Source organism: Aquabacterium sp. (genome assembly GCF_036279655.1).
Taxonomy (GTDB): domain Bacteria; phylum Pseudomonadota; class Gammaproteobacteria; order Burkholderiales; family Burkholderiaceae_C; genus Aquabacterium.
On sequence record NZ_DASUIT010000115.1, the window covers coordinates 18,062 to 39,542 of the forward strand.

General features: G+C 65.4%; 16 protein-coding genes. 4 read left to right on the forward strand and 12 right to left on the reverse strand.

Going from position 1 to position 21,481, the window contains the following annotated elements; translation table 11 throughout:
- Positions 1 to 26 precede the first annotated feature (26 nt).
- A complete protein-coding gene (locus tag VFW84_RS12960) occupies positions 27 to 1,931 on the reverse strand; it encodes an ATP-binding cassette domain-containing protein (protein WP_329680878.1) in 1,905 nt (634 codons plus the stop codon).
- 205 nt (positions 1,932 to 2,136) lie between these two features.
- Here VFW84_RS12960 and VFW84_RS12965 point away from each other — a divergent pair, with 205 nt between their 5' ends.
- Entirely contained in the window at positions 2,137 to 3,963 is a 1,827-nt protein-coding gene (locus tag VFW84_RS12965) for a sensor histidine kinase (RefSeq protein WP_329680879.1), read from the forward strand.
- Positions 3,960 to 4,712 (forward strand): response regulator transcription factor, encoded by a 753-nt coding sequence (locus VFW84_RS12970; protein ID WP_329680880.1) that lies wholly within the window; start codon positions 3,960 to 3,962, stop codon positions 4,710 to 4,712. Before VFW84_RS12965 ends, VFW84_RS12970 begins: the two co-directional genes overlap by 4 nt.
- Here the strand turns inward: VFW84_RS12970 and gshB are convergent.
- The 6 genes from gshB to glnK form a co-directional block, all read right to left on the reverse strand.
- Entirely contained in the window at positions 4,681 to 5,625 is a 945-nt protein-coding gene (gshB, locus tag VFW84_RS12975; RefSeq protein ID WP_329680881.1) for a glutathione synthase, read from the reverse strand. The genes VFW84_RS12970 and gshB overlap by 32 nt on opposite strands.
- Positions 5,622 to 6,815: a benzoate/H(+) symporter BenE family transporter gene (locus VFW84_RS12980; protein WP_414638986.1), complete on the reverse strand. Its 1,194-nt coding sequence runs from the start codon at positions 6,813 to 6,815 to the stop codon at positions 5,622 to 5,624. The genes gshB and VFW84_RS12980 overlap by 4 nt, the downstream gene beginning before the upstream one ends.
- Positions 6,816 to 6,837: 22 nt before the next feature.
- Positions 6,838 to 8,724 (reverse strand): potassium transporter Kup, encoded by a 1,887-nt coding sequence (locus VFW84_RS12985; protein WP_329680882.1) that lies wholly within the window; start codon positions 8,722 to 8,724, stop codon positions 6,838 to 6,840.
- 149 nt (positions 8,725 to 8,873) lie between these two features.
- A complete protein-coding gene (gshA, locus tag VFW84_RS12990; RefSeq protein WP_329680883.1) occupies positions 8,874 to 10,169 on the reverse strand; it encodes a glutamate--cysteine ligase in 1,296 nt (431 codons plus the stop codon).
- Positions 10,170 to 11,070: 901 nt separating this feature from the next.
- Positions 11,071 to 12,621: an ammonium transporter gene (locus VFW84_RS12995; RefSeq protein WP_329680884.1), complete on the reverse strand. Its 1,551-nt coding sequence runs from the start codon at positions 12,619 to 12,621 to the stop codon at positions 11,071 to 11,073.
- A 96-nt stretch (positions 12,622 to 12,717) separates the two neighbouring features.
- On the reverse strand, positions 12,718 to 13,056 hold the full coding sequence (gene glnK / locus VFW84_RS13000; protein ID WP_329680885.1) for a P-II family nitrogen regulator: 339 nt from the start codon (positions 13,054 to 13,056) through the stop codon (positions 12,718 to 12,720).
- Between the two features lie 314 nt (positions 13,057 to 13,370).
- Between glnK and VFW84_RS13005 the strand changes: the two genes are divergently transcribed.
- Positions 13,371 to 14,885: a YifB family Mg chelatase-like AAA ATPase gene (locus VFW84_RS13005; protein WP_329680886.1), complete on the forward strand. Its 1,515-nt coding sequence runs from the start codon at positions 13,371 to 13,373 to the stop codon at positions 14,883 to 14,885.
- Positions 14,886 to 14,971: 86 nt separating this feature from the next.
- Positions 14,972 to 15,529, forward strand: coding sequence for a copper chaperone PCu(A)C (locus VFW84_RS13010; RefSeq protein ID WP_329680887.1), 558 nt, complete (start codon positions 14,972 to 14,974; stop codon positions 15,527 to 15,529).
- Here VFW84_RS13010 and lapB read toward each other — a convergent pair.
- From lapB to VFW84_RS13035, 5 genes are all read right to left on the reverse strand, one after another.
- Positions 15,523 to 16,680 carry a lipopolysaccharide assembly protein LapB gene (gene lapB / locus VFW84_RS13015; RefSeq protein WP_329680888.1) on the reverse strand — a complete coding sequence of 386 codons (1,158 nt, stop codon included), beginning with the start codon at positions 16,678 to 16,680 and terminating at the stop codon, positions 15,523 to 15,525. The two genes, VFW84_RS13010 and lapB, sit on opposite strands and share 7 nt — an antisense overlap.
- An 11-nt stretch (positions 16,681 to 16,691) precedes the next feature.
- Complete coding sequence (locus VFW84_RS13020; protein WP_329680889.1) at positions 16,692 to 17,048, reverse strand: LapA family protein; 357 nt, start codon at positions 17,046 to 17,048, stop codon at positions 16,692 to 16,694.
- A 56-nt stretch (positions 17,049 to 17,104) separates the two neighbouring features.
- Positions 17,105 to 17,446 carry an integration host factor subunit beta gene (locus VFW84_RS13025; protein ID WP_329680890.1) on the reverse strand — a complete coding sequence of 114 codons (342 nt, stop codon included), beginning with the start codon at positions 17,444 to 17,446 and terminating at the stop codon, positions 17,105 to 17,107.
- Between the two features lie 113 nt (positions 17,447 to 17,559).
- Complete coding sequence (gene rpsA / locus VFW84_RS13030) at positions 17,560 to 19,245, reverse strand: 30S ribosomal protein S1 (protein WP_329680891.1); 1,686 nt, start codon at positions 19,243 to 19,245, stop codon at positions 17,560 to 17,562.
- Between the two features lie 175 nt (positions 19,246 to 19,420).
- Positions 19,421 to 21,469: a bifunctional 3-phosphoshikimate 1-carboxyvinyltransferase/cytidylate kinase gene (locus VFW84_RS13035; protein ID WP_329680892.1), complete on the reverse strand. Its 2,049-nt coding sequence runs from the start codon at positions 21,467 to 21,469 to the stop codon at positions 19,421 to 19,423.
- Positions 21,470 to 21,481: the final 12 nt, after the last annotated feature.

The following is a 21,481-nucleotide window of genomic DNA, read 5'->3' on the forward strand; positions in this document are numbered from 1 at the left end:
ATGATGAGATTGTACGATTGCCGCAGTCAACGGGGCCCCAGTGATTCCCAGCGCTCGAGCAGGAGCAGCAATTCTTCGTCGATGGCATCGTAGCGTGCCTGCAGCGTCGGGATCTTCTGGGGGTCTTTCTTGTAGAGGTCGGGGTCGGCCAGTTGTTCCCCCAACTGCTTTTGCTCGGCTTCCAGTGCGGCGAGCTTGCCGGGCAACTCGTCGAGTTCGCGTTGCTCCTTGTAGCTGAGCTTGCGTGCCTTGGCGGCGGTGGGTGTCGCCGCCGTCGGCTCGGCGGGCGCTGTGGCAGGGGGCGCCACGGGAGCGGGTGCGGCAGCCTGCGACGGTGCCGGTGCGCCCTTGTTGAGCGCGCGGGCGCGGCGCGACTGGGTCAGCCAGTCTTCCACGCCGCCTTCGTATTCGCGCCACTGGCCGTCGCCCTCAGACACCAGGGTGCTGGTGACCACGTTGTCGAGGAAGCGCCGGTCATGGCTGACCAGGAACACGGTGCCGGGGAAGTTCTGCAGCAGGTCCTCCAGCATCTCCAGGGTGTCGATGTCCAGATCGTTGGTGGGTTCGTCCAGCACCAGCACATTGGTGGGGCGGGCAAACAGGCGCGCCAGCAGCAGGCGGTTGCGCTCGCCACCGCTGAGGGTGCGCACGGGCGAGTTGGCCCGTGCCGGCGAGAACAGGAAGTCCGTCAGGTAACCCATGACGTGCTTGCGCGCGCCGTTGATCTCGATCCACTCGCTGCCCGGGCTGATGAAGTCGGCCAGGGTGGCGTCCAGATCCAGGTGGTCACGCATCTGGTCGAAGTAGGCCACGTCCAGCTTGGTACCCAGCTTGACGGTGCCGCTGTCGGGCGCCAGCTCGCCCAGGATCATCTTGAGCAAGGTGGTCTTGCCGGCGCCATTGGGGCCGATCAGGCCGACCTTGTCGCCGCGCAGGATGGTGCCCGTGAAGTTGCGCACGATGGTGCGATCGCCATAGGCCTTGCTGACGTTCTCCAGCTCGGCCACGATCTTGCCGCTGCGGTCGCCCTGGGCCACCTCCAGCTTGGCCTTGCCAACCACGTCACGGCGGGCGGCGCGGGCCGAGCGCAGGGCTTCCAGGCGCTGAATGCGCGCCACGCTGCGCGTGCGACGGGCTTCCACGCCCTTGCGGATCCAGACTTCTTCCTGCGCCAGCAGTTTGTCGAACTTGGCGTTGCTGACGGCCTCGTCGGCCAGTTGCTGGGCCTTGAGGGTCTCGTAGGCTGTGAAGTTGCCGGGGTAGGTGCGCAGCGTGCCGCGGTCCAGCTCGACGATGCGGGTGCAAGTGTTGTCCAGGAAGGCGCGGTCGTGGCTGATCATGATGACACTGCCCTTGAAGGCCACCAGCAGCTCTTCCAGCCAGGTGATGGCGTCCAGGTCCAGGTGGTTGGTGGGCTCGTCGAGCAGCAGCACATCCGGGCTGGCCACCAGGGCCTGGGCCAGGGCCACGCGCTTGCGCAATCCGCCCGAGAGGCTGCCGATGGTGCGCTCGGGCGACAGCTGCAGCTTTTGCAGGGTCTGGTCGACGCGTTGCTCCCAGTTCCAGCCATCGCGTGCCTCGATCTGGGTCATCAGGGCATCGAGATCTTCGTCGGGGTTGTGGGATTCGAATCGTTCGCGCAGGCTGCGCACGTCGCCCAGGCCTTCGCTGACCGCATCAAAAATGGTGGTCTCGTCGGCAAAGAGGGGTTCCTGGGGCACATAGGCCAGGCGGATGCCGGACTGGAGCTGCAGTTGCCCGTCGTCGGGCTTTTCCAGCCCGGCCAGGATTTTCAGGAGCGAGGACTTGCCCGTGCCATTGCGGCCGATCAGGCCCACACGCTCGGCCGTCTCCAGGGCAAAGGAGGCGTTGTCGAGCAGGGGGACGTGGCCAAAGGCGAGTTGCGCCTGGCTCAAGGTCAAAACAGCCATGGTATCGGGGCGTAGGAATCAGTGGAGCAGCGAGCTGCGAAACCGCCCATTGTCGCCGCGAACGGGTTTCGCATGCGGTGACAATGTGGGCATGAGGTGCTGGAAGTCATTTGTACAAGCTGGGTGCAGCGGGCGTCTGCTTGTCTGCTTGGCGCTGCTGTGCCTGTGGGCCGGGTGGATGGGGCGGGCACAGGCCAGTGCCCGCGTGCCACATCCCGAGCCCGTGGTCCAGCCTCTGAACATGGATCGCGGCAATGTGCTGGACCATGCCTGGATCGTCACGGACGATGGCGACCTGACACCTCCGGGTGATGCCGCGGCCTGGCAGGCCACGGGCCTGCCGCACATCTGGTCGCGCACCCACCCGGGCTTTGAAGGCACGATGTGGTACCGCATGCAGGTCTCCTTGCCTCGCAAGCCCTCGGTGATGTGGGCGGTCTACCTGCCTCGCGTGGTGATGAACGCGCAGGTGTGGGTCAATGGCGTGCCGCTGGCCTACACAGGTGTGATGACGCAGCCCGTGACCCGCAACTGGTATGTGCCCCTGCTGACCAATGTGCCCCCTCATCTGTGGCAGGAGGGGGTCAACGTCATTCACATCCGCGTGGCCAGTGGATTCGTGTCGCGCAATGGCCTGGCGCCTGTCCAGGTGGGGCCGCTGGACCATGTGGCCGAAAACTACAAGCACCGGGCCTGGGCCCAGGTGGATGGCGTGCATGGCGCCAATGTGGCCCTGCTGACGGTGGGGGCCTTCATGCTGCTCGTGTGGGTGCGTGATCGTGAGCAGTCGGCCATCGGCTTCATGGGGCTGGCGTCGGTGTTCTGGGCACTGGGCACGCTGGTGCAGGTGGCGCCCAACCCCTTGTTGACAGAACTGGTGTGGGAAAACATGGCCTACATCTTTTCCGTGCATTCTCAACTGCTGCTGTGTCTGTTCTTCTTTCGCTTTGCCGGGCAGCGTCGGGTGTGGGTCGAGCGCTTCGTGTTCAGTCTGATGGTCCTGATCCCCCTGTATGGCCTGTTGATGCCGCAGTTCGATCTGAACACGCTGTTCTTTGCCCTGATCTATGCCCTGGGTCTGTGGAGCATGGCCGAGTCGATCTGGCACGTGCTGCGGCATGGGCGGCGCGACGGTGGATGGCTGGTGGCAGGCTGCCTGATCCTGGTGCCTGCCGGTGCCCACGACGTCATGGTCCTGGCGGGGGCCTTGCCGTTCGACAGCTTGTACTGGCTCCATTACGCGGGGCCGATCATGATCGCCTGCAATACCGTCATCGTGGCCGGAGACCAGGCGCGCTCGCGTCGGGCGCTCAGTGAGCTCAACCGCACCCTGGCCGACCGCGTGGCCGAACGCGAGCGTGCCTTGAAGGGCAGTTTCGAGCGCCTGGCCGCACTGGAGCGTTCGCAGGCGGTGTCGGCGGAGCGCAGCCGCATCCTCAAGGACATGCACGACGGTGTGGGGGCGCATCTGACCTCGGCCCTGCGTCAACTGCAGGGGAGCGATCACGCGCCCGTGGATGTGCCCCTGGTCACCCAGACCTTGCGTGACTCGCTGGACCAGCTCAAGCTGTCCGTGGATGCGCTGTCGCTGATGCCCGGGGATGTCGAGGGCCTGCTGGCCAGTTGGCGCTTTCGTCTGGCGCCGCGCCTGAAGGCCGCCGGCATCGAGCTGGTCTGGGATGTCGATCGGCTGCCGCCATGGCCTGCAGGTCAGTCGCCGGCTTTGCGTCAATTGCAGTACATCCTGTTCGAGGGGCTCTCCAATGTGATGCAGCACTCCGGGGCCACGCGGCTGATCCTGTCGGCACGGGATCTGGAGCATCACATCCGCGTCAGTCTGATCGACAATGGAAAGGGTTGGCTGCGTTCGAGCCCGTACGAGGGGCAGGGCCTGCAGACCATGCGCACGCGTGCCCAGGCCATCGGCGCGCGGATGGAATTCCTGCCAGTGCCCGACGGGGGGCTGGAGCTTCGCCTGAGCTTGCCGATGCACGGCGAGCCAGGCTCTGTTGATATCGCTGTGACACCATGAGTGCAGTACCTGATGTGTGGCGCGTGGTCGTGGTCGAAGACAACCACCAGACGCGTGAATTTCTCGAGTCGTGCATCCGTGCTCATCCGCAACTGACCCTGACGGCGTCGTTTGCGGCGTTGGCCCCGGCGCAGGACTGGTTTGCCGTGCACACCGCCGACGTGCTGTTGATCGATCTGGGCTTGCCCGATGGCAGCGGGCTGACCCTGATGCGTCAGGTGCACCACCGCTGGCCCGCCTGCGACATGCTGGTGGTGTCGATGTTCGGTGATGAAGACAACGTGGTGGCCAGCATCGAAGCCGGGGCGGTGGGCTATGTGCACAAGGACGATGAGGCCGCTGACATCGCCCAGACCCTGCTGGCCGTCAAGCAGGGGGCGTCACCGATCTCGCCCATGATCGCGCGCCACCTGCTCAGACGCATGCAGCCGGTGGCGCCTCACATGCCCGTGGACGAGCCAGTGGATGCCCCCCTTGACACACCTCCTGGCGTGAGCACCGAGGGCGTTGTGTCGCTCACTCGCCGTGAGCAGGAGGTGCTGGAGTACATCGCCCGCGGCTTCTCGTATGCCGAGATCGCCCGCCTGCAGGGCATCACGGTGCACACCGTGCAGACCTACATCAAGAAGCTCTACGGCAAGCTGGCCGTGCACTCGCGCAGCGAGGCGGTGTTCGAGGCCAACCGCCTGGGCCTGCTCAACACCTTCAACAGCGCGATCACTTCAGGCGACGCTCCAGGGCGTCGATGAACAGGGCCGCCACGTCGCAGCCGGTCTGCTGGGTGATCTCCTGAAAGCAGGTCGGGCTGGTCACATTGATTTCGGTGAGGCACTCGCCAATGATGTCCAGCCCCACCAGCAGCAGCCCGCGTGAGGCCAGCACGGGCCCCAGGGCCTCGGCGATGGCGCGGTCGTGGTCGCTCAGGGGCTGGGCCACGCCCAGGCCACCGGCCGCCAGATTGCCCCGCACCTCGCCGCCTTGCGGAATGCGGGCCAGGGCGTAGGGCACCGGCACCCCATCGATCAGCAGCACGCGTTTGTCCCCCTGTGTGATGGCACTCAGGTAGCGCTGCGCCATGATGGTCTGACGGCCGTTGTCGGTCAGGGTCTCCAGGATGCTGCCCAGGTTCAGGCCATCGTCACGCACGCGGAAGATTCCCATGCCACCCATGCCGTCCAGGGGCTTGAGGATCACGTCATGATGCTGGGCATGGAAGGCCTTGAGCGCGGCCATGTCCGAGCTGACCATGGTGGGCGTGATGAACTGCGGAAACTCCAGGATGGCCAGCTTTTCCGGGTGATCGCGCAGGGCCTGCGGGCGGTTGAAAACCCTCGCGCCTTCGCGCTCGGCCTGGCCCAGCAGATGGGTGGCGTAGAGGTATTCGGTGTCGAAGGGCGGATCCTTGCGCATCAGCACGGCATCGAAGCCGCACAGCAGTTGCTGCCCTTCAGCCACCTGGCGCCACCAGTCCTGCGCATCGCCGGTCAGCTCGATTCGTTGCACATGGGCTGACACGGAGTGGCCTTGCTGCCAGCACAGGCTGGCGGTCTCACAGACCCACAGCTCATGCCCCCGCCGTGCCGCCTCGCGCATCATCGCGAAGGTGCTGTCCTTGTAGGTCTTGAAGGTGTGGAGCGGGTCGGCAACGAAGAGCAGCTTCATGGTGTGTCGTCAGAGTCAGGGGCGCGTGTACGGTAGTGTTCCACGAACAGCGTGAGCGCGCCGGCCACCAGCCCCCAGAAGGCCGAGCCCACACCCAGCAAGGTCACGCCCGAGAGGGTGACCAGGAAAGTGATCAGGGCCGCTTCGCGGTGGTTGGCCTCGTGCAAGGCCGTGGCCAGGCCACCGCCAATGGTGCCCAGCAGGGCCAGGCCCGCCACCCCCATCACCAGCGCCCCGGGGAAGGCGGCCTGCACACCGGCCCCGGCACCGCCCAGCAGCCCCATGATCAGATAAAACACCCCAGCCATGATGGCGGCGGTATAGCGTTGCTTCGGGTGGGCGTGCGCGTGCGGGCTCAGCACGATGGCGGCCGTGATGGCGGCCAGGTTGAAGGTGTAGCCGCCAAAGGGCGCCAGCAGCAAGGTGGTCACGCCAGACCAGCTCATCAGGGCCGAGACGGGCGCGGGGTAGCCCGACACGCGAATGGCCGACACACCCGGCACCGCCTGAGAGGCCATGGTGACGATGAACAGCGGCAGGCCCATGCCCAGCACCGCCTGCCAGGACCACTGAGGTGCCACGAAGACAGGGTGAGCGAAACGCCCGTTCAGAGCATCGGTATTGAGTTGTCCCTGTGCCGCAGCCAGTGCCGTGCCGGCGATCAGGACGCCCAGCACCGCGTAGCGTGGCCACCATCGCTTGCCCACCAGGTAGACCAGCAGCATGCTGATCACCAGACTGGGGTGGGTGCTGGCGCCCGCGAAGGCCATCAGGGCGAACTTGGCCAGGATGCCTGCCAGCAGGGCAGACGCCAGCGCCACGGGGATGCGGTTCATCAGGCGCTCGAACACGCCACTCACCCCGGACAGCAGCATCAGGGCGCCACACACCAGGAACGCCCCCACGGCCTCGGGCAGCGAGACACCCGTGGCGGCGGCCGCGATCACGGCGGCCCCAGGCGTGGACCAGGTGATCAGGATGGGCGCGCGCGTCCACAGGGACAGGCCGATGGTGCTCAGACCCATGCCCAGCCCCAGGGCCCAGACCCAGGAGCTGATCTGATCCGGGCTGGCGCCCAGGGAGCGCGCGGCATGAAAGATCAGGGCGATGGTGCTGGTGAAGCCCACCAGCGTGGCCACGAAGCCTGCCGAGACAGCCGCCAGGGAGCTGTCCTTGAAGACGCCATGCAGGGAGCGGATGAGGGTGTTCAGATCAGATCTCGACCTTGGAGCCCATTTCGATCACGCGGTTGGCAGGCAGGCTCAGGAAATCTGCGGCCCCGGATGCATTGCGATGCATGCTGGCAAAGAGCTTCTCACGCCAGGGCGCCATGCCGCTGCCCAGGGTCGGAATGACAATGTCGCGCGACAGGAAATAGCTGGTCTCCATGTCTTCGAGCGTGACGCCGTGCTGCTTGAGCAGCTTGAGTGCCTGCGGGACATCGGGTTCATTCTTGAAGCCGTAGTGCAGCATGACCTGCCAGCAATCGTTGCCCAGGGACTGGACCTCGACGCGGTCCTTGAAGCCGATCCAGGGCACCTCGTGCGACTTGACGGTCACGAACAGGTTCTGCTCGTGCAGGACCTTGTTGTGCTTGAGGTTGTGCAGCAGGGCATTGGGCGTGGTGCCCGCATCGGCATTGAGGAAGACCGCCGTGCCACTCACCCGCGTGGGCGGGCTGGAGAAGACGGCCTCCAGGAAGGGCTGGAGGTCGATCGAGTCGTCACGCAGGCGCTCGCTGAGCAGGGCGCGGCCGTTCTTCCAGGTCATCATCAGCATGAACATCACGCCACCGATCAGCAGCGGGAACCAGCCGCCATCGAAGATCTTGATGACGTTGGCACTGAAGAACATGATGTCGATGAACAGGAAGAAACCCGTCGCCATGATGCACAGCGGCAGGGTCAGCTTCCAGGCAAAGCGAATCACGAAGAAGGTCAGCACCGTCGTGATCAGCATGTCGATGGTCACCGTGATGCCATAGGCGGCAGCCAGTCGGCTGCTGGAGCCGAACAGGGCCACGGCCAGCACGATACAGGCATACAGGGACCAGTTGACGAAGGGGATGTAGATCTGGCCCGTCTCGTTGATCGAGGTGTGCAGGATGCGCAGGCGTGGCAGGTAGCCCAGTTGGATCACCTGCTTGGTCACCGAGAAGGCGGCGGTGATCAGGGCCTGCGAGGCGATCACGGTGGCAAACGTGGCCAGGATGATCAAGGGGTAGAGCGCCCAGTGAGGGGCCATCTCGTAAAAGGGATTGTTGACGTTTTCCGGGTGGGCCAGCAGCATGGCGCCCTGCCCGAAGTAGTTGAGCACCAGGGACGGCATGACCAGGCCGAACCAGGCCAGGCGGATGGGTTTCTTGCCAAAGTGGCCCATGTCCGCATACAGCGCCTCGGCACCGGTGGCGCACAGGATCACGGCCCCCAGGGCCACGAAGGCCATCTTGGGGTGGTGGTACATGAAGCCCAGAGCGTGGTGCGGGCTGATGGCCTCCAGCACGGCCGGGTTCCTGAGCACGTGGACTCCCCCGAGCAAGGCCAGCACGATGAACCACACCAGGGTGATGGGACCGAAGAATTTGCCGATGCCGGCGGTGCCATGTTTCTGCACCGCAAAGAGCAGGGTCAGCACGATCAGCGTGACCGGAATCACGTAGCTCTGCAACTGGGGCGCGGCCACGACCATGCCCTCGACCGCCGACAGCACCGAGATGGCCGGCGTGATGACGCCGTCGCCAAAGAAGATGGCGGTGCCGAAGATGCCGACCGCCAGCAGCCTGGCGCGCACAGCAGGCCGATCGGCCACCGCCGTGGAGGCCAGGGCCAGCATGGCGATCAGGCCGCCTTCACCGTTGTTGTCCGCTCGAAGGATCAGGGTCACGTACTTGAGCGACACGACCACCGTGAACGTCCAGAAGATCATCGACAAGATGCCGTAGATGTTCTCCGGGGTCACGCTCATGTGGCCGTGGATGAAGGCCTCCTTGAGGGCGTACAGCGGGCTGGTGCCGATGTCGCCATAGACGATGCCGATGGCCCCGAGGGTGAGGGCAGCCAGTTGAGCGGTCGTTAGCGCTTCTTTAGGGGCGTGTTGCACGGGAAACGGTCGCAATGTCCTGTAGAGGGCTCATTGTGCGCCCGTTCGGCCTGGTTTTTGTTGCACCGCCGCATGGAGAATCCCCGCAAATGGGTCACTTTCGGGCCTTGACAAACCGGGCCGGACAGTGGTGCGGGGTGTCGTGTGGGTCAGTCGTAGACCTCGGCGTTCGGGTCGGTGGCCTCCAGCTCGTAACTGGCCGCCAGCATGGCCAGTCGGCCCACCACACCGTACATGTAGAAGCGGTTGGGTGCGCTGACGCCCGGTTTGGCGCCCAGGCGGGGCAGATGGGCCGGCTCGGCAAAGGCCAGCGGCACGAAGCTCGCGCCTGGGGCATTGAGGTTCTCGTCGATGCCGCGCTCGGCATGCACGCGATAGAAGCCCCCCACCACGTAGCGATCGATCATGTAGACCACGGGTTCGGCCACGGCCTCGTTGATCTGCTCGTAGGTGGGCACGCCCTCCTGGATGATCACGCGGCTGACGGACTGCCCGTCCTTGACGACCGACATCTTGTTGCGGGCTCGGCGGTTCAGGTCGGCCACCTCCTTGGCATCTCGCACGGTCATGATGCCCATGCCGTACGTGCCGTTGTCGGCCTTGACGATGACAAACGGCTTTTCGTTGATGCCGTATTCCTTGTACTTGCGGCGGATCTTGCCCAGCAGGGTATCGACCTGGGACTGCAGGCACTCGATGCCGGTGCCCTCCTGGAAGTCGACCTCGTCGCACGAGGCGTACATGGGGTTGATCAGCCAGGGGTCCATGCCCAGCAGCTTGGCGAACTTCTTGGCGACGTCCTCGTAAGCCTGAAAGTGCTGGCTCTTGCGGCGCACCGCCCAGCCCGCATGCAGCGGAGGCAGCAGGTATTGCTCGTGCAGGCCTTGCAGGATCTCGGGGATGCCGGCCGACAGGTCGTTGTTGAGCAGGATGGTGCAGGGGTCGAAATGCTTGAGGCCCAGGCGCCGCTTGGTGCGCACCAGGGGTTCGAGCGTGAGGGTGTCGCCATCGGGCAGGTTGAGCGTGGTGGGCTCGGTGATGGTTTCGTCCAGGGTGCCCAGGCGCACGTTCAGTCCTGCCACACTGAAGATCTGCACCAGTCGCGCCACGTTCTGCAGATAGAAGGTGTTGCGGGTGTGCTTTTCAGGGATCAGCAGCAGGTTCTTGGCCTCGGGGCAGATCTTTTCGATGGCGGCCATGGCGGCTTGCACGGCCAGGGGCAGCATTTCGGGCGTCAGGTTGTTGAAGCCACCGGGGAAGAGGTTGGTGTCCACCGGTGCCAGCTTGAAGCCCGCGTTGCGCACGTCCACCGAGGTGTAGAAGGGCGGTGTGTGCTCCATCCACTCCAGGCGGAACCAGCGCTCGATGGCCGGCATGGACTCCAGCATGCGCTGCTCCAGCTCGTTGATGGGGCCAGTGAGGGCGGTGATCAGGTGAGGGACCATGGTGGGCTGCGGTGTTGTCGTTCGTCGATCCGGGCATTGTAGGAAGTTCGCGCTCAGGCTGCTTTGACTTTCGAGAAGACATGAAAAAGGCTGCCGGGGACGGTGCCACCCGATACACGCTTTGTCGATGCAGCGCGGGGCGCGGGCTGAGCCGGCTTCCGGGCGGGCTTCAATGTGGGTGGTCCCGTCTGCGACGGGACGCCCCTCCGGTGCTCGCCATGGGCTTGTGCCGTGGAACTCGCTGCGCGGCCGACGCCGCTGCGCTCAAACAACCACGGCAGGTCAGATGACGAAGCGTGCTGCGCACGCCAAGCTCATGGCTGCGCTCCTCGGCACCCACAAGGCGCCCGCCCGAAAACCGGCTCAGCCCTTCTTCGCCCCGCTGATGGCATGCCGAGACCGTCAAGGGCACGGCTAGCGCGCATTGAACGTGAAAGTCAGGGTGGCGGATGAATGAACTGGGAGCGGTCAACTCAAAGGTCTGTGTGCGTTCGACCATGGGTGCGAAAGCGCGTCGACCATGGAACGCCAGGACTTCTACGCAGGCCACCAGTGGGGCGATCAAAGGGGTGAAGGGGCACGCGGCCGGGCGCCTTGTGGGTGCCGAGGAGCGCAGCCATGGGCTTGGCGCGCGTTAGCGCGCTTCGTGAACATGCTTGCCGTGGTTGTGTGAGTGCAGCGGCTGAAAGCCGCGGAGCGAGTTCCACGGCACAAGCCCATGGGGAGCACCACAGGGCAGTCCTGCCGCAGGCAGGACCACCCACATTGAAGCCCGGCCGCGTGCCCCTTCACCCCGCGCCCCGCGCTGCACCGACAAAGCGCTCCACAGTCAGCCGAGCAAAAAAAAGAGGCTGCCCGAAGGCAGCCCCTGCAAGGGTCGGTTGAGTCAACCCGGATCAAATCACTTGTGGTAGGCCGTCTCGCCGTGCGAGGTGATGTCCAGACCTTCGCGCTCTTCGTCCTCGGGGACACGCAGGCCGATGACCAGGTCCACGATCTTGAAGGCGATCACGGAGACCACACCCGACCACACGATGGTGATCAGCACGCCCTTGAGTTGGATCCATACCTGGCTGGCGATGGAGTAGTCAGCGCCGCTGACCATGGCCACGGTGGTCCAGTCGGACACCAGGCTGGGGCCACCCAGGTTGGGCGAGTTGAACACACCGGTCAACAGGGCACCCAGGATGCCACCCACACCGTGCACGCCGAACACGTCCAGGGAGTCGTCTGCGCCCAGCAGCTTCTTCAGACCCGTCACACCCCACAGGCAGACCAGGCCAGCGACCAGACCGATGATCAGGGCACCGCCGACGCCGACGTTGCCGGCAGCGGGGGTGATGGCGACCAAGCCGGCCACGGCACCCGAGGCCGCACCCAGCATCGAGGCCTTGCCCTTGAGCAGCGCTTCACCCAGGATCCAGCCCAGCACAGCCGCAGCGGTGGCCGCGAAGGTGTTGATGAAGGCCAGGGCAGCAAAGCCGTTGGCTTCCAGGGCGGAGCCGGCGTTGAAGCCGAACCAGCCCACCCACAGCAGCGAGGCACCCACCATGGTCAGCGTCAGCGAGTGAGGCGTGAACGCTTCCTTGCCGTAGCCGATGCGCTTGCCCACCATGTAGGCGCCCACCAGACCGGCGACAGCGGCGTTGATGTGCACCACGGTGCCGCCCGCGAAGTCCAGAGCGCCGTGTTGCCAGATCAGGCCGGCCTTGGCCGTCATGTCGGCAGCCACTTCAGCCGAGGAGTAGGCGTCGGGGCCCATCCAGAACCAGACCATGTGGGCCATCGGGGTGTAGCTGAAGGTGAACCAGATCACCATGAACAGCAGCACGGCCGAGAACTTGATGCGCTCAGCAAAGGCGCCCACGATCAGGCAGCAGGTGATGCCGGCGAAGGTGGCCTGGAAGGCTGCAAACACGATCTCGGGGATGTAGACACCCTTGCTGAAGGTGGCGGCAGGACCGAAGGTGCCCGCAGCGTTGTCCCAGACACCCTTCATCATCAGGCGATCGAGGCCACCGATGAAGGCATTGCCCTCGGTGAAGGCCAGCGAGTAGCCGTAGATGAACCACAGCACGACGATCAGCGAGAAGGTCACCATGACCTGCATCAGCACGGACAGCATGTTCTTGCTGCGCACCAGACCGCCGTAGAACAGGGCCAGACCCGGCACGGTCATGAGGATCACCAGCAGCGTGGAGACCATCATCCAGGCGGTGTCACCCTTGTTGAAGGTGGGGGCCGCCGCAGGGGCGGGCTCGGCGGCCGAAGCGGCCTCCGCAGGGGCGGGCGCCGCTGCCGACGCAGCATCGGCGGGAGCCGCCGTGGATGCCGTGTCAGCGACAGCCGAAGCAGCGACCGGGACCGCAGTGGCGGTGTCCTGGGCGTGCGAGACGCCCAGCAGACCGAAGGCTGCGAGACCCAGTGCGATCGACGCAATGAGCTTTCTCATGAGTGACCTCTTGGAAATGTATTGGGTGAACAGACAAGGGGACTCCCCGCGCATCTCAAGCGCAGATCAGGAGTGCCCCAAAAAGGGGTGAAGCGCTCAGAGCGCGTCCTGGCCGGTCTCGCCGGTACGGATGCGGACCACCTGCTCCAGCGGGCTCACGAAGATCTTGCCGTCACCGATCTTGCCGGTGCGGGCTGCGGCTTCGATGGCTTCGATCACGCGGTCGATGAGGGCGTCATCCACAGCGGCTTCGATCTTCACCTTGGGCAGGAAATCGACCACATATTCCGCGCCGCGATACAGCTCGGTGTGGCCCTTCTGGCGACCGAAGCCTTTGACTTCGGTCACGGTGATGCCTTGCACGCCGATGGCGGACAGGGCCTCACGCACTTCATCAAGCTTGAAGGGCTTGATGATGGCGGTCACCATTTTCATGAGAGGACTCCTTAAGAGGGGAATGAAACGTTGTCGCCTGGAGGTCTGCACGATCCGTGCCAGGGTGGTCTGTCCGGCCATGGGTGCACGACACCACGCACACCCCATGCCAGCGCTCATCTTTGTGCACCAATATGGTGCTGCACGAGAACCATGCACGCCTCATGCAAGGCGGCGCGCACCTCTGCACGATCTTGGTGCCTCACGCCCTCTTCGGAGGGGCCTCGCTCCACAGAGGGGGGTGAATGTTGCGCGGGTGTCTGCACAATCACGCCCCAAACAAGCACATCCAACGAACTCAGGAGCCCTTTGCCATGTCCCTGGCACTTGTGCACAGTCGCGCGCTCGATGGGCTGGCATCGCCGCCGGTCACGGTCGAGGTCCATCTGGCCAATGGCCTGCCCTGCTTCACGCTGGTCGGGCTGGCCGACACCGAAGTCAAGGAAGCACGCGAGCGCGTGCGTGCCGCCTTGAGCAACAGCGGGCTGGATTTTCCGCACAACAAGCGCATCACCGTCAATCTCGCGCCTGCGGATCTGCCCAAGGAGTCGGGCCGCTTTGATCTGCCCATCGCCGTGGGGATCCTGGCGGCCATGGGTCACATCGACGCTCGCCGGCTCGATGCGCTGGAGTTTGCGGGCGAATTGTCCCTGGGGGGTGATCTCAGGCCGGTCCGAGGTGCGCTGGCCATGGCGCTGGCCGTGAGGCGGGGTGGTGAGGCCGCCCGGGCTCTGGTGCTGCCCCATGACAGTGCATGCGAAGCGGCCCTGGTCGATGGTGTGCGTTTGCTGGCGGCCCGCCAGCTCAGCGAGGTGGTTCAGGCGCTGCGCCCCGAAGATCCCGTGCCGCTGCCGATGGCCCGGGCCAGCGAGGTGGCGGCGGTGCATGCGCCCCATGGAGATCTGCGCGATGTGAAGGGCCAGGGCGCCGCCAAGCGGGCGCTGGAAGTGGCTGCAGCGGGTGGGCACAGCCTGCTGATGGTGGGGCCACCGGGCACGGGCAAGTCCATGCTGGCGCAGCGTCTGGCCTCGGTGCTGCCGCCTTTGACTCAGGACGAAGCGCTGGAGTCGGCCGCCGTGATGAGTCTGGCCGGGCACTTCGACCCGAAGCGCTGGCGTCAGCGCATGGTGCGTGCACCACACCACAGCGCTTCATCGGTTGCGCTGGTGGGTGGCGGTTCACCACCCCGCCCGGGCGAGATCTCGCTGTCGCATCGGGGCGTGCTCTTCCTGGACGAGCTGCCCGAATTCCCGCGCATGGCATTGGAGGCCTTGCGCGAGCCGCTGGAAACCGGGCACATCACCATCTCGCGGGCGGCGCGTCAGCACGACTTCCCGGCGCGCTTCCAACTGGTGGCGGCCATGAATCCTTGTCCATGCGGGCACCTGGGCAACCCGCTCAAGGCCTGTCGCTGCACCCCGGACCAGGTGGCACGCTACCAGGGCAAGCTCAGCGGCCCCTTGTTGGACCGCATCGATGTGCAGGTGGAGGTGCCAGCCGTGAGTGCCGACGTGTTGTCGAACCTGCCCGATGGTGAGGGCAGCGAGGCGGTGGCCGAGCGTGTGCGCCAGGCACGGGCCCGGCAGATCGAACGCCAGGGTTGCCTCAACGCCCTGCTCGATGGCGCAGGCCTGGATGCTCATGCGCACGCCGATGCCGGCGCGATGCACATGCTCAAGGTGGTCAGCGCACGTCTGGGCTGGTCGGGCCGGGGGTTTCATCGCGTCTTGCGGCTGGCGCGCACCATTGCGGACCTGGAAGGGGCACAGACGCTGGGCAGCGCGCACGTGGCCGAAGCCGTGCAATACCGGCGTGCTTTGCACGCCTGAATGGGGCACACGGCGGGCGTGGCATGATCCTCCATGGCCTGTTCAGGCCTGTGTGGCTCTGGTTTTCCATTCAAGGAACTTTGCATATGAAGACGATGTGGATGTCTCTGGCACGTTGTTCATCGCTGGCGCTGTGTGTCTCGCTGTCGCCCCCGGTCTGGGCGGAGCACCATGGCCATCACGCAGTGACGACGGCCGCTCCCGCATCCGCCGCCAGCGCCAAGGCCGCTGCGCGGGTGCAGGTGATGGATGCTTGGATCCGCCCCGCGGTCAAAGGGCAGAGCGGCACGGGTGGCTTCATGCGCCTGACGGCGGTGGATGGCGCGACCCTGGTCGGCTTTGCCTCCCCCGTGGCAGGCACGGCGGAACTCCATGAAATGAAGATGGAGGGCGATGTCATGAAAATGCGCCCCATTTCCGCACTGGCACTGCCTGCAGGCCAGGCCGTGGAACTCAAGCCTGGGGGGCATCACTTGATGCTGATGAACCTCAAGACATCGCTCAAGGCAGGGGCTCAGGTCAGCCTGACCCTGAAGTTCAAAGATCCGGCCGGCAAGCCTTTCAGGCAGACGATCAAGGTGCCGGTGATGTCAGCGGGACAGGCGCCTGCCGCAGCCTCGGGTCCCATGCACCACGCTCACTGATCTTCCAGGCGCCGGGGTGGGTAGGTGTCCCAGCCCTGGCAGCCCGGACATTGCCAGAAGTAGTGCTGGCTCTCGAAGCCGCAGGCGGCACAGCGGTAGCGCTGCAGTGGCTTGGCGGCCGTGATCAGCGATGTCTGCAGGGACTCGATCTCGTGGTCGCTCAGGGCCACGCCACTGCTCAGCCGCTCCGTGATCAGTCCTTGAGCGGCTGACAGGGAGGGGTGGTTGAGCAGGTGCGACAGCAGATGCTGGCGCCGCACGCCGGGATCCGTCTGCAGGCGGTTCATGGCCTGGAGCACGTCCACGGACGGCGCGTGGGCATAGAGCGCCTCCAGGCGTGCGTGAGCCTGTTCAGCCTGACCACAGGCCAGTGCTGCCTGTGCATAGTCCTGCGCGATCAGGGAAAAAGCCAGTGGCTGCGCTGTGATCAGTTCTTCCCAGGCACTCATGGCGTCCGCATGACGTCCCTGGCGCACCAGGCGCTGCCCGGTCTGGACCACTGGGCGCGCGGCCTGGGGGCTGGCCTCGCGGGCGCGACGCAGGGCCTGCTCGGCTTCATCGGCATGCCCCTTGGCATCGGCCTCCTGGGCCACCTCGCACCAATGGTGCGCGATGCGCGCCGAGAACGAACCCGTGCCGGCGGCTTCCAACTGCCGGGCCACCTCGATGGCCGGATGCCAGTTGCGTGAACGCTCGTGCAGGGTCAGCAGGGCCAGGCGGGCGTCGGTGCTGAAGGCCGTGCCATCGAGGGCCTTGAAGGCGTCTTCCGCGCGATCGAACAGGCCGGCCTTGAGGAAGTCCTGTGCCAGCGCGTGCTGCGCACGCTCACGGTCTGCCTGCTTGAGGTCGGCGCGCGCCAGCAGGTGCTGGTGCACACGGATGGCGCGCTCGTACTCGCCGCGGCGGCGGAACAGATTGCCCAGGGCAAAGTGCAGATCCGAGGTGTCAGGGTCATGCTGAACGGCTTCGATGAAGGCATCGATGGCCTTGTCCTGCTGTTCATTGAGCAGCAGGTTCAGTCCCTTGAAGTAGGCCTGTGGCGAGGCGCGCTCTTCGTTGCGCATCTGGCGCAGATCGAGACGCGAGGCCAGCCAGCCCAGCAGGAAAGCGCCGGGCAGGGCCAGCAGCAGCCATTGCAGATCAAAGTCCATGTGTGAGCGCGTCAGCGCGCAGGTTTGCGAGGAGCCGCGACATCCGGCGGGTGGGGCAGTTGCGACGGCAGGGTCGAGGGGTTGTCGACACGGGTCGCGACCGCCGCTGGCGCGCCCACCGGGCTGGCTTCGGCCATCATGTGCAGGCGTTTGCGGGCGTCACGGCGGTGACGCCACCAGGCGGGCACCATGGCGATCACGCCAGCCACACAGCCCAGGGCAAAGACGGCCAGCACGATGAAGACCATCGGGGCCTGCCAGTGGTAGCCAAAGAACCAGCGCAACTCGACGGTGTGCTGGTTGTTCAGCGCGAAGGCAAACAGGACGAAGAACAGGAAGCCACGCCAGAGCCAGTTCAGTGCACGCATCGGGTGAAGCTCTCCTAGGGTGAAAAACGCACGGGGTCGCCGGGACCCGATCGATTCTAGCCCTGGGATCCGTCCGGGGGGGTGGCCTTGCCGGTGGCGGCGTTGCTGCCTTGCACGCCACGTGCATCCACGGATTCGCGCAGGGCCTTGCCCGGTTTGAAATGGGGCACGAGTTTTTCAGGGATCAGCACCTGCTCGCCCGAGCGGGGGTTGCGGCCCATGCGGGGTGGGCGGCGGTTGATCGAGAAGCTGCCAAAGCCACGCAACTCGATGCGATGTCCCCGAGCCAGGGCCTCGGACATGGCGTCCAGAATCGTCTTGACGGCGAATTCGGCGTCACGGTGGGTGAGCTGGCTGAAGCGCTCGGCCAGCTTGGCCACGAGGTCGGATCGGGTCATGGGTAATGCGAAATCGGAGGTCTGGCGGGGACTGTGGTCAGAGGGCACGAAACCCTCTGAGCACAGCCCCCAGGACGGGCTGTCCTGGGGAGAAGGGCGTTGAACGCGGGCGATCAGCCGTTGTTCTGGTCCAGCTTGGCCTTGAGCAGGGCGCCCAGGCTGGTGGTGCCGGAGCCTTCCTTGACGGTCTCAGAGCTCAGACGCTGCAGGGCTTCTTGCTGCTCTGCGTTGTCCTTGGCCTTGATCGACAGCTGGATGTTGCGGGTCTTGCGATCCACGTTGATGACGATGGCGGTGACTTCGTCGCCTTCCTTCAGCACGTTGCGAGCGTCTTCGACGCGGTCACGGCTGATTTCGGAGGCGCGCAGGTAACCGATGATGTCATCGCCCAGGTTGATCTCGGCGCCCTTGGCATCCACGGTCTTGACGGTGCCGGTGACGGAGGCGCCACGGTCGTTCAGGGTCGTGAAGTTGGTGAAGGGGTCGGAATCCAGCTGCTTGATGCCCAGGGAGATGCGCTCGCGCTCGACGTCGATGGCCAGAACGATGGCTTCGACTTCCTGGCCCTTCTTGTAGTTGCGCACGGCGGCTTCGCCGGGCTCGTTCCAGGACAGGTCGGACAGGTGCACCAGGCCATCGATGCCAGCGGCCAGACCCACGAACACGCCGAAGTCGGTGATCGACTTGATGGGGCCCTTGACCTTGTCGCCACGGTTGAAGTTCTGAGCGAAGTCATCCCAGGGGTTGGGCTTGCACTGCTTCATGCCCAGGGAGATGCGACGCTTGTCTTCGTCGATTTCCAGGACCATGACTTCCACTTCGTCGCCCAGGTTGACGATCTTGTTGGGAGCCACGTTCTTGTTGGTCCAGTCCATTTCGGACACGTGCACCAAGCCTTCGATGCCGGGTTCGATCTCGACGAATGCGCCGTAGTCAGCAATGTTGGTGACCTTGCCGAACAGACGGGTGCCCGAAGGATAACGACGCGACACGCCGACCCAGGGATCGTCGCCCATCTGCTTGAGGCCCAGCGACACGCGGTTCTTCTCGGCGTCGAACTTCAGGACCTTGGCCGACAGTTCCTGACCCACGGTCACGACTTCGGACGGGTGACGGACACGGCGCCATGCCATGTCGGTGATGTGCAGCAGGCCGTCGATACCGCCCAGGTCCACGAAGGCACCGTATTCGGTGATGTTCTTGACCACGCCGGAGACGATCGCGCCTTCGCGCAGCGTTTCCATCAGCTTGGCGCGCTCTTCGCCCATCGAGGCTTCGACCACGGCACGACGCGACAGAACCACGTTGTTGCGCTTGCGATCGAGCTTGATGACCTTGAATTCCATGGTCTTGCCTTCGAACGGCGACATGTCCTTGACAGGGCGCGTATCGAGCAGGGAGCCAGGCAGGAAGGCACGGATGCCGTTGACCAGAACGGTCAGGCCGCCCTTGACCTTGCCATTGACGGTACCGGTCACGAAGTCACCCGACTCCAGTGCGGTTTCCAGCGACAGCCACGAGGCCAGGCGCTTGGCCTTGTCGCGCGACAGGATGGTGTCGCCGTAGCCGTTTTCGATGGCGTCCACGGCCACCGACACGAAGTCGCCCACTTGGACTTCGATCTCGCCCTGGTCGTTCTTGAATTCCTCGATGGGCACATAGGCCTCGGACTTCAGACCGGCGTTGACCACCACGAAGTTGTGGTCGACGGCGACCACTTCAGCGGTGATGACTTCGCCAGTGCGCATATTGGCGCGCTGCAACGACTCTTCAAATAGGGCGGCAAAAGATTCAGACATGAGGATTCCTGTGTCGGCTTGGGGCCGACGGTAACGCTTGACCCGACAGGCAACGGGACAGCGGTTGCGTTGAAGAAGTGATGCGCGGATTCACGTCGGGTGAGTCCGGCCGGAAGGCCGCCTCTTCACCGGGCGGTGAAGAAGGCGCATCACAGCCTAGAAAGGCCTTGAGGGATCACGCCTGAGGCGCAACCACGTGGGGCCACCCGTCTGTCCACCAGCCCAGCACCGTGTCGACCGATTGGTCGATGCTCAGTGCAGAGTTGTCAAGCAGGCGGGCATCGTGCGCAGGCACCATCGGGGCAACCGCGCGGGAACGGTCCCGCAGGTCGCGCGCCTCTAGGTCTGCGCAGATCTCATCAAGGGTAACAGAAAACCCTTTTGAAATCAATTGGTTATGCCGGCGCTCAGCGCGTTGCGCCACAGTTGCGGTCAAAAACACCTTCAGGCCGGCATCCGGGAAGATCACGGTGCCCATGTCGCGGCCGTCGGCCACCAGCCCGGGCAGGCCCCGGAAGGCCAGTTGCTGCTCCACCAGAGCCTGGCGCACGCCGGGCAGGGAGGAGATCTTCGAGGCGGTCTGGCCGACTTCTTCCTGGCGCAGATCGTTGCTCACATCCTGGCCGTCCAGCCAGACGTGGTCGGCCTCGAAGCGCAGCGGGATCTCGTGGCCCAGTTGGCGGGCCAGGGCCACCAGGGCGGGTTCGTGGTCGGGCGGCACACCGCGGCGCAGGGCCAGCAGGGCCGTGATGCGGTAGAGCGCCCCTGAATCCAGGAACTGATAGCCCAGGCGCGAGGCCAGGGCGCTGGCCAGTGTGCCCTTGCCCGAGGCGGTCGGACCATCGATGGTGATGACGGGGATCAGGCGGGGATCCGTGCGCGCCACCTGGAACATCGTCTCGAAGTAGTCGGGGAAGGTCTTGCCCACGCAGCGAGGATCCTCGATCCGCACCGACACCACGCGCTCGGGGCCCATGCCGGCAGCCAGCGGATGGAAGGCGGCCAGCGAGAAGCACATGGCCATGCGGTGATCGTCGTAGGTGTGGATGCTGGCGTGCTGCCACTGCCCGGCTGCAGGTGGCGTCACCTCGATGAAGTCGGCCCCCTCGACCACGGTGGCGCCGAGCTTGCGCAGCTCGGTGGCCATGGCGGCAATGCGGTCGGTTTCCTTGACGCGCCAGCTGGCGATGTTGCGCAGGCGGGTGGTGCCCTGGGCATACAGCGCCATCACGGCCAGGGTCATGGCCGCGTCGGGAATGTGGTTGCAGTCCATGTCCACGGCCTTGAGGGGCCATTGACCGCGGCGGATTTCCAGCCAGTTGGGCCCGCCCGTGATCTGGGCGCCCATGGACAGGGCGGCATCGACAAAGCGGATGTCGCCCTGGATGGAGTCCAGCCCCACGCCTTCGATGCGCACGGGCTGCTCGGCTGCCGCCAGGGCGCCCGCCGCGATGAAATAAGAGGCGGAGGAGGCGTCGGCCTCGATGTGGATCTCGCCGGGCGACTGGTAGCGGCTGCCGCGCGGGATCACGAAGCGCTCCCAGCCCTGGCGCTCGACCGTGATGCCGAAGCGCGTCAGCAGGTTCAGGGTGATCTCGATGTAGGGCTTGGAGATCAGCTCGCCTTCGACCTCGATGGTCAGGGCCTGGTCCTGGGACACCAGGGGCAGGGCCAGCAGCAGGGCCGTGAGGAACTGGCTGGAGACATCACCGCGCACCTTGATGGGCGCATCCAGCTTCAACTGGCCGCCATGCAGGCGCAGAGGCGGGTAGCCCTCCTGGCCCAGGCAGTCGATGGCGCAGCCCAGCGGGCGCAGGGCATCGATCAGATCGCCGATGGGGCGCTCGTGCATGCGGGGCACGCCGCTGAGTTCGAACACGCCGCCCTGGGTGGCCGACAGCAGCGCCAGCGCGGCCGTGAGGGGGCGCATGGCCGTGCCGGCATTGCCCAGGAAGAGCTGGGCCTGCTTGACGGCCAACTGCCCGCCCAGACCGGTGATCTCCAGCACCTCACCGTTCTGGTGGATGTGGCAGCCCAGTGCGCGCAGGGACTCGAGCATCACGCGGGTGTCGTCCGAGGCCAGCAGGTCGTGCACGCGGGTGGTGCCCGAGCTCAGACCGGCCAGCAGCAGCACGCGGTTGGAGATGCTCTTGGAGCCGGGCAGGCGCACGGCGCCGGAGGCGGCCAGCAGAGGGGGCAGATCGAGGAAGGCGGTCGTGTACATGGATTCGGGAGC

Bases quoted from the DNA above. Each gene is read 5' to 3' on its own strand.
- VFW84_RS12970 (WP_329680880.1), top strand. From the start codon at position 3,960: ATGAGTGCAGTACCTGATGTGTGGCGCGTGGTCGTGGTCGAAGACAAC.
- VFW84_RS13035 (WP_329680892.1), bottom strand. From the start codon at position 21,469: ATGTACACGACCGCCTTCCTCGATCTGCCCCCTCTGCTGGCCGCCTCC.
- lapB (WP_329680888.1), bottom strand. From the start codon at position 16,680: ATGGACTTTGATCTGCAATGGCTGCTGCTGGCCCTGCCCGGCGCTTTC.
- gshA (WP_329680883.1), bottom strand. From the start codon at position 10,169: ATGGTCCCTCACCTGATCACCGCCCTCACTGGCCCCATCAACGAGCTG.
- VFW84_RS12995 (WP_329680884.1), bottom strand. From the start codon at position 12,621: ATGAGAAAGCTCATTGCGTCGATCGCACTGGGTCTCGCAGCCTTCGGT.
- gshB (WP_329680881.1), bottom strand. From the start codon at position 5,625: ATGAAGCTGCTCTTCGTTGCCGACCCGCTCCACACCTTCAAGACCTAC.
- VFW84_RS13025 (WP_329680890.1), bottom strand. From the start codon at position 17,446: ATGACCCGATCCGACCTCGTGGCCAAGCTGGCCGAGCGCTTCAGCCAG.
- VFW84_RS12960 (WP_329680878.1), bottom strand. From the start codon at position 1,931: ATGGCTGTTTTGACCTTGAGCCAGGCGCAACTCGCCTTTGGCCACGTC.
- VFW84_RS13010 (WP_329680887.1), top strand. From the start codon at position 14,972: ATGAAGACGATGTGGATGTCTCTGGCACGTTGTTCATCGCTGGCGCTG.
- glnK (WP_329680885.1), bottom strand. From the start codon at position 13,056: ATGAAAATGGTGACCGCCATCATCAAGCCCTTCAAGCTTGATGAAGTG.
- VFW84_RS13020 (WP_329680889.1), bottom strand. From the start codon at position 17,048: ATGCGTGCACTGAACTGGCTCTGGCGTGGCTTCCTGTTCTTCGTCCTG.
- VFW84_RS13005 (WP_329680886.1), top strand. From the start codon at position 13,371: ATGTCCCTGGCACTTGTGCACAGTCGCGCGCTCGATGGGCTGGCATCG.
- rpsA (WP_329680891.1), bottom strand. From the start codon at position 19,245: ATGTCTGAATCTTTTGCCGCCCTATTTGAAGAGTCGTTGCAGCGCGCC.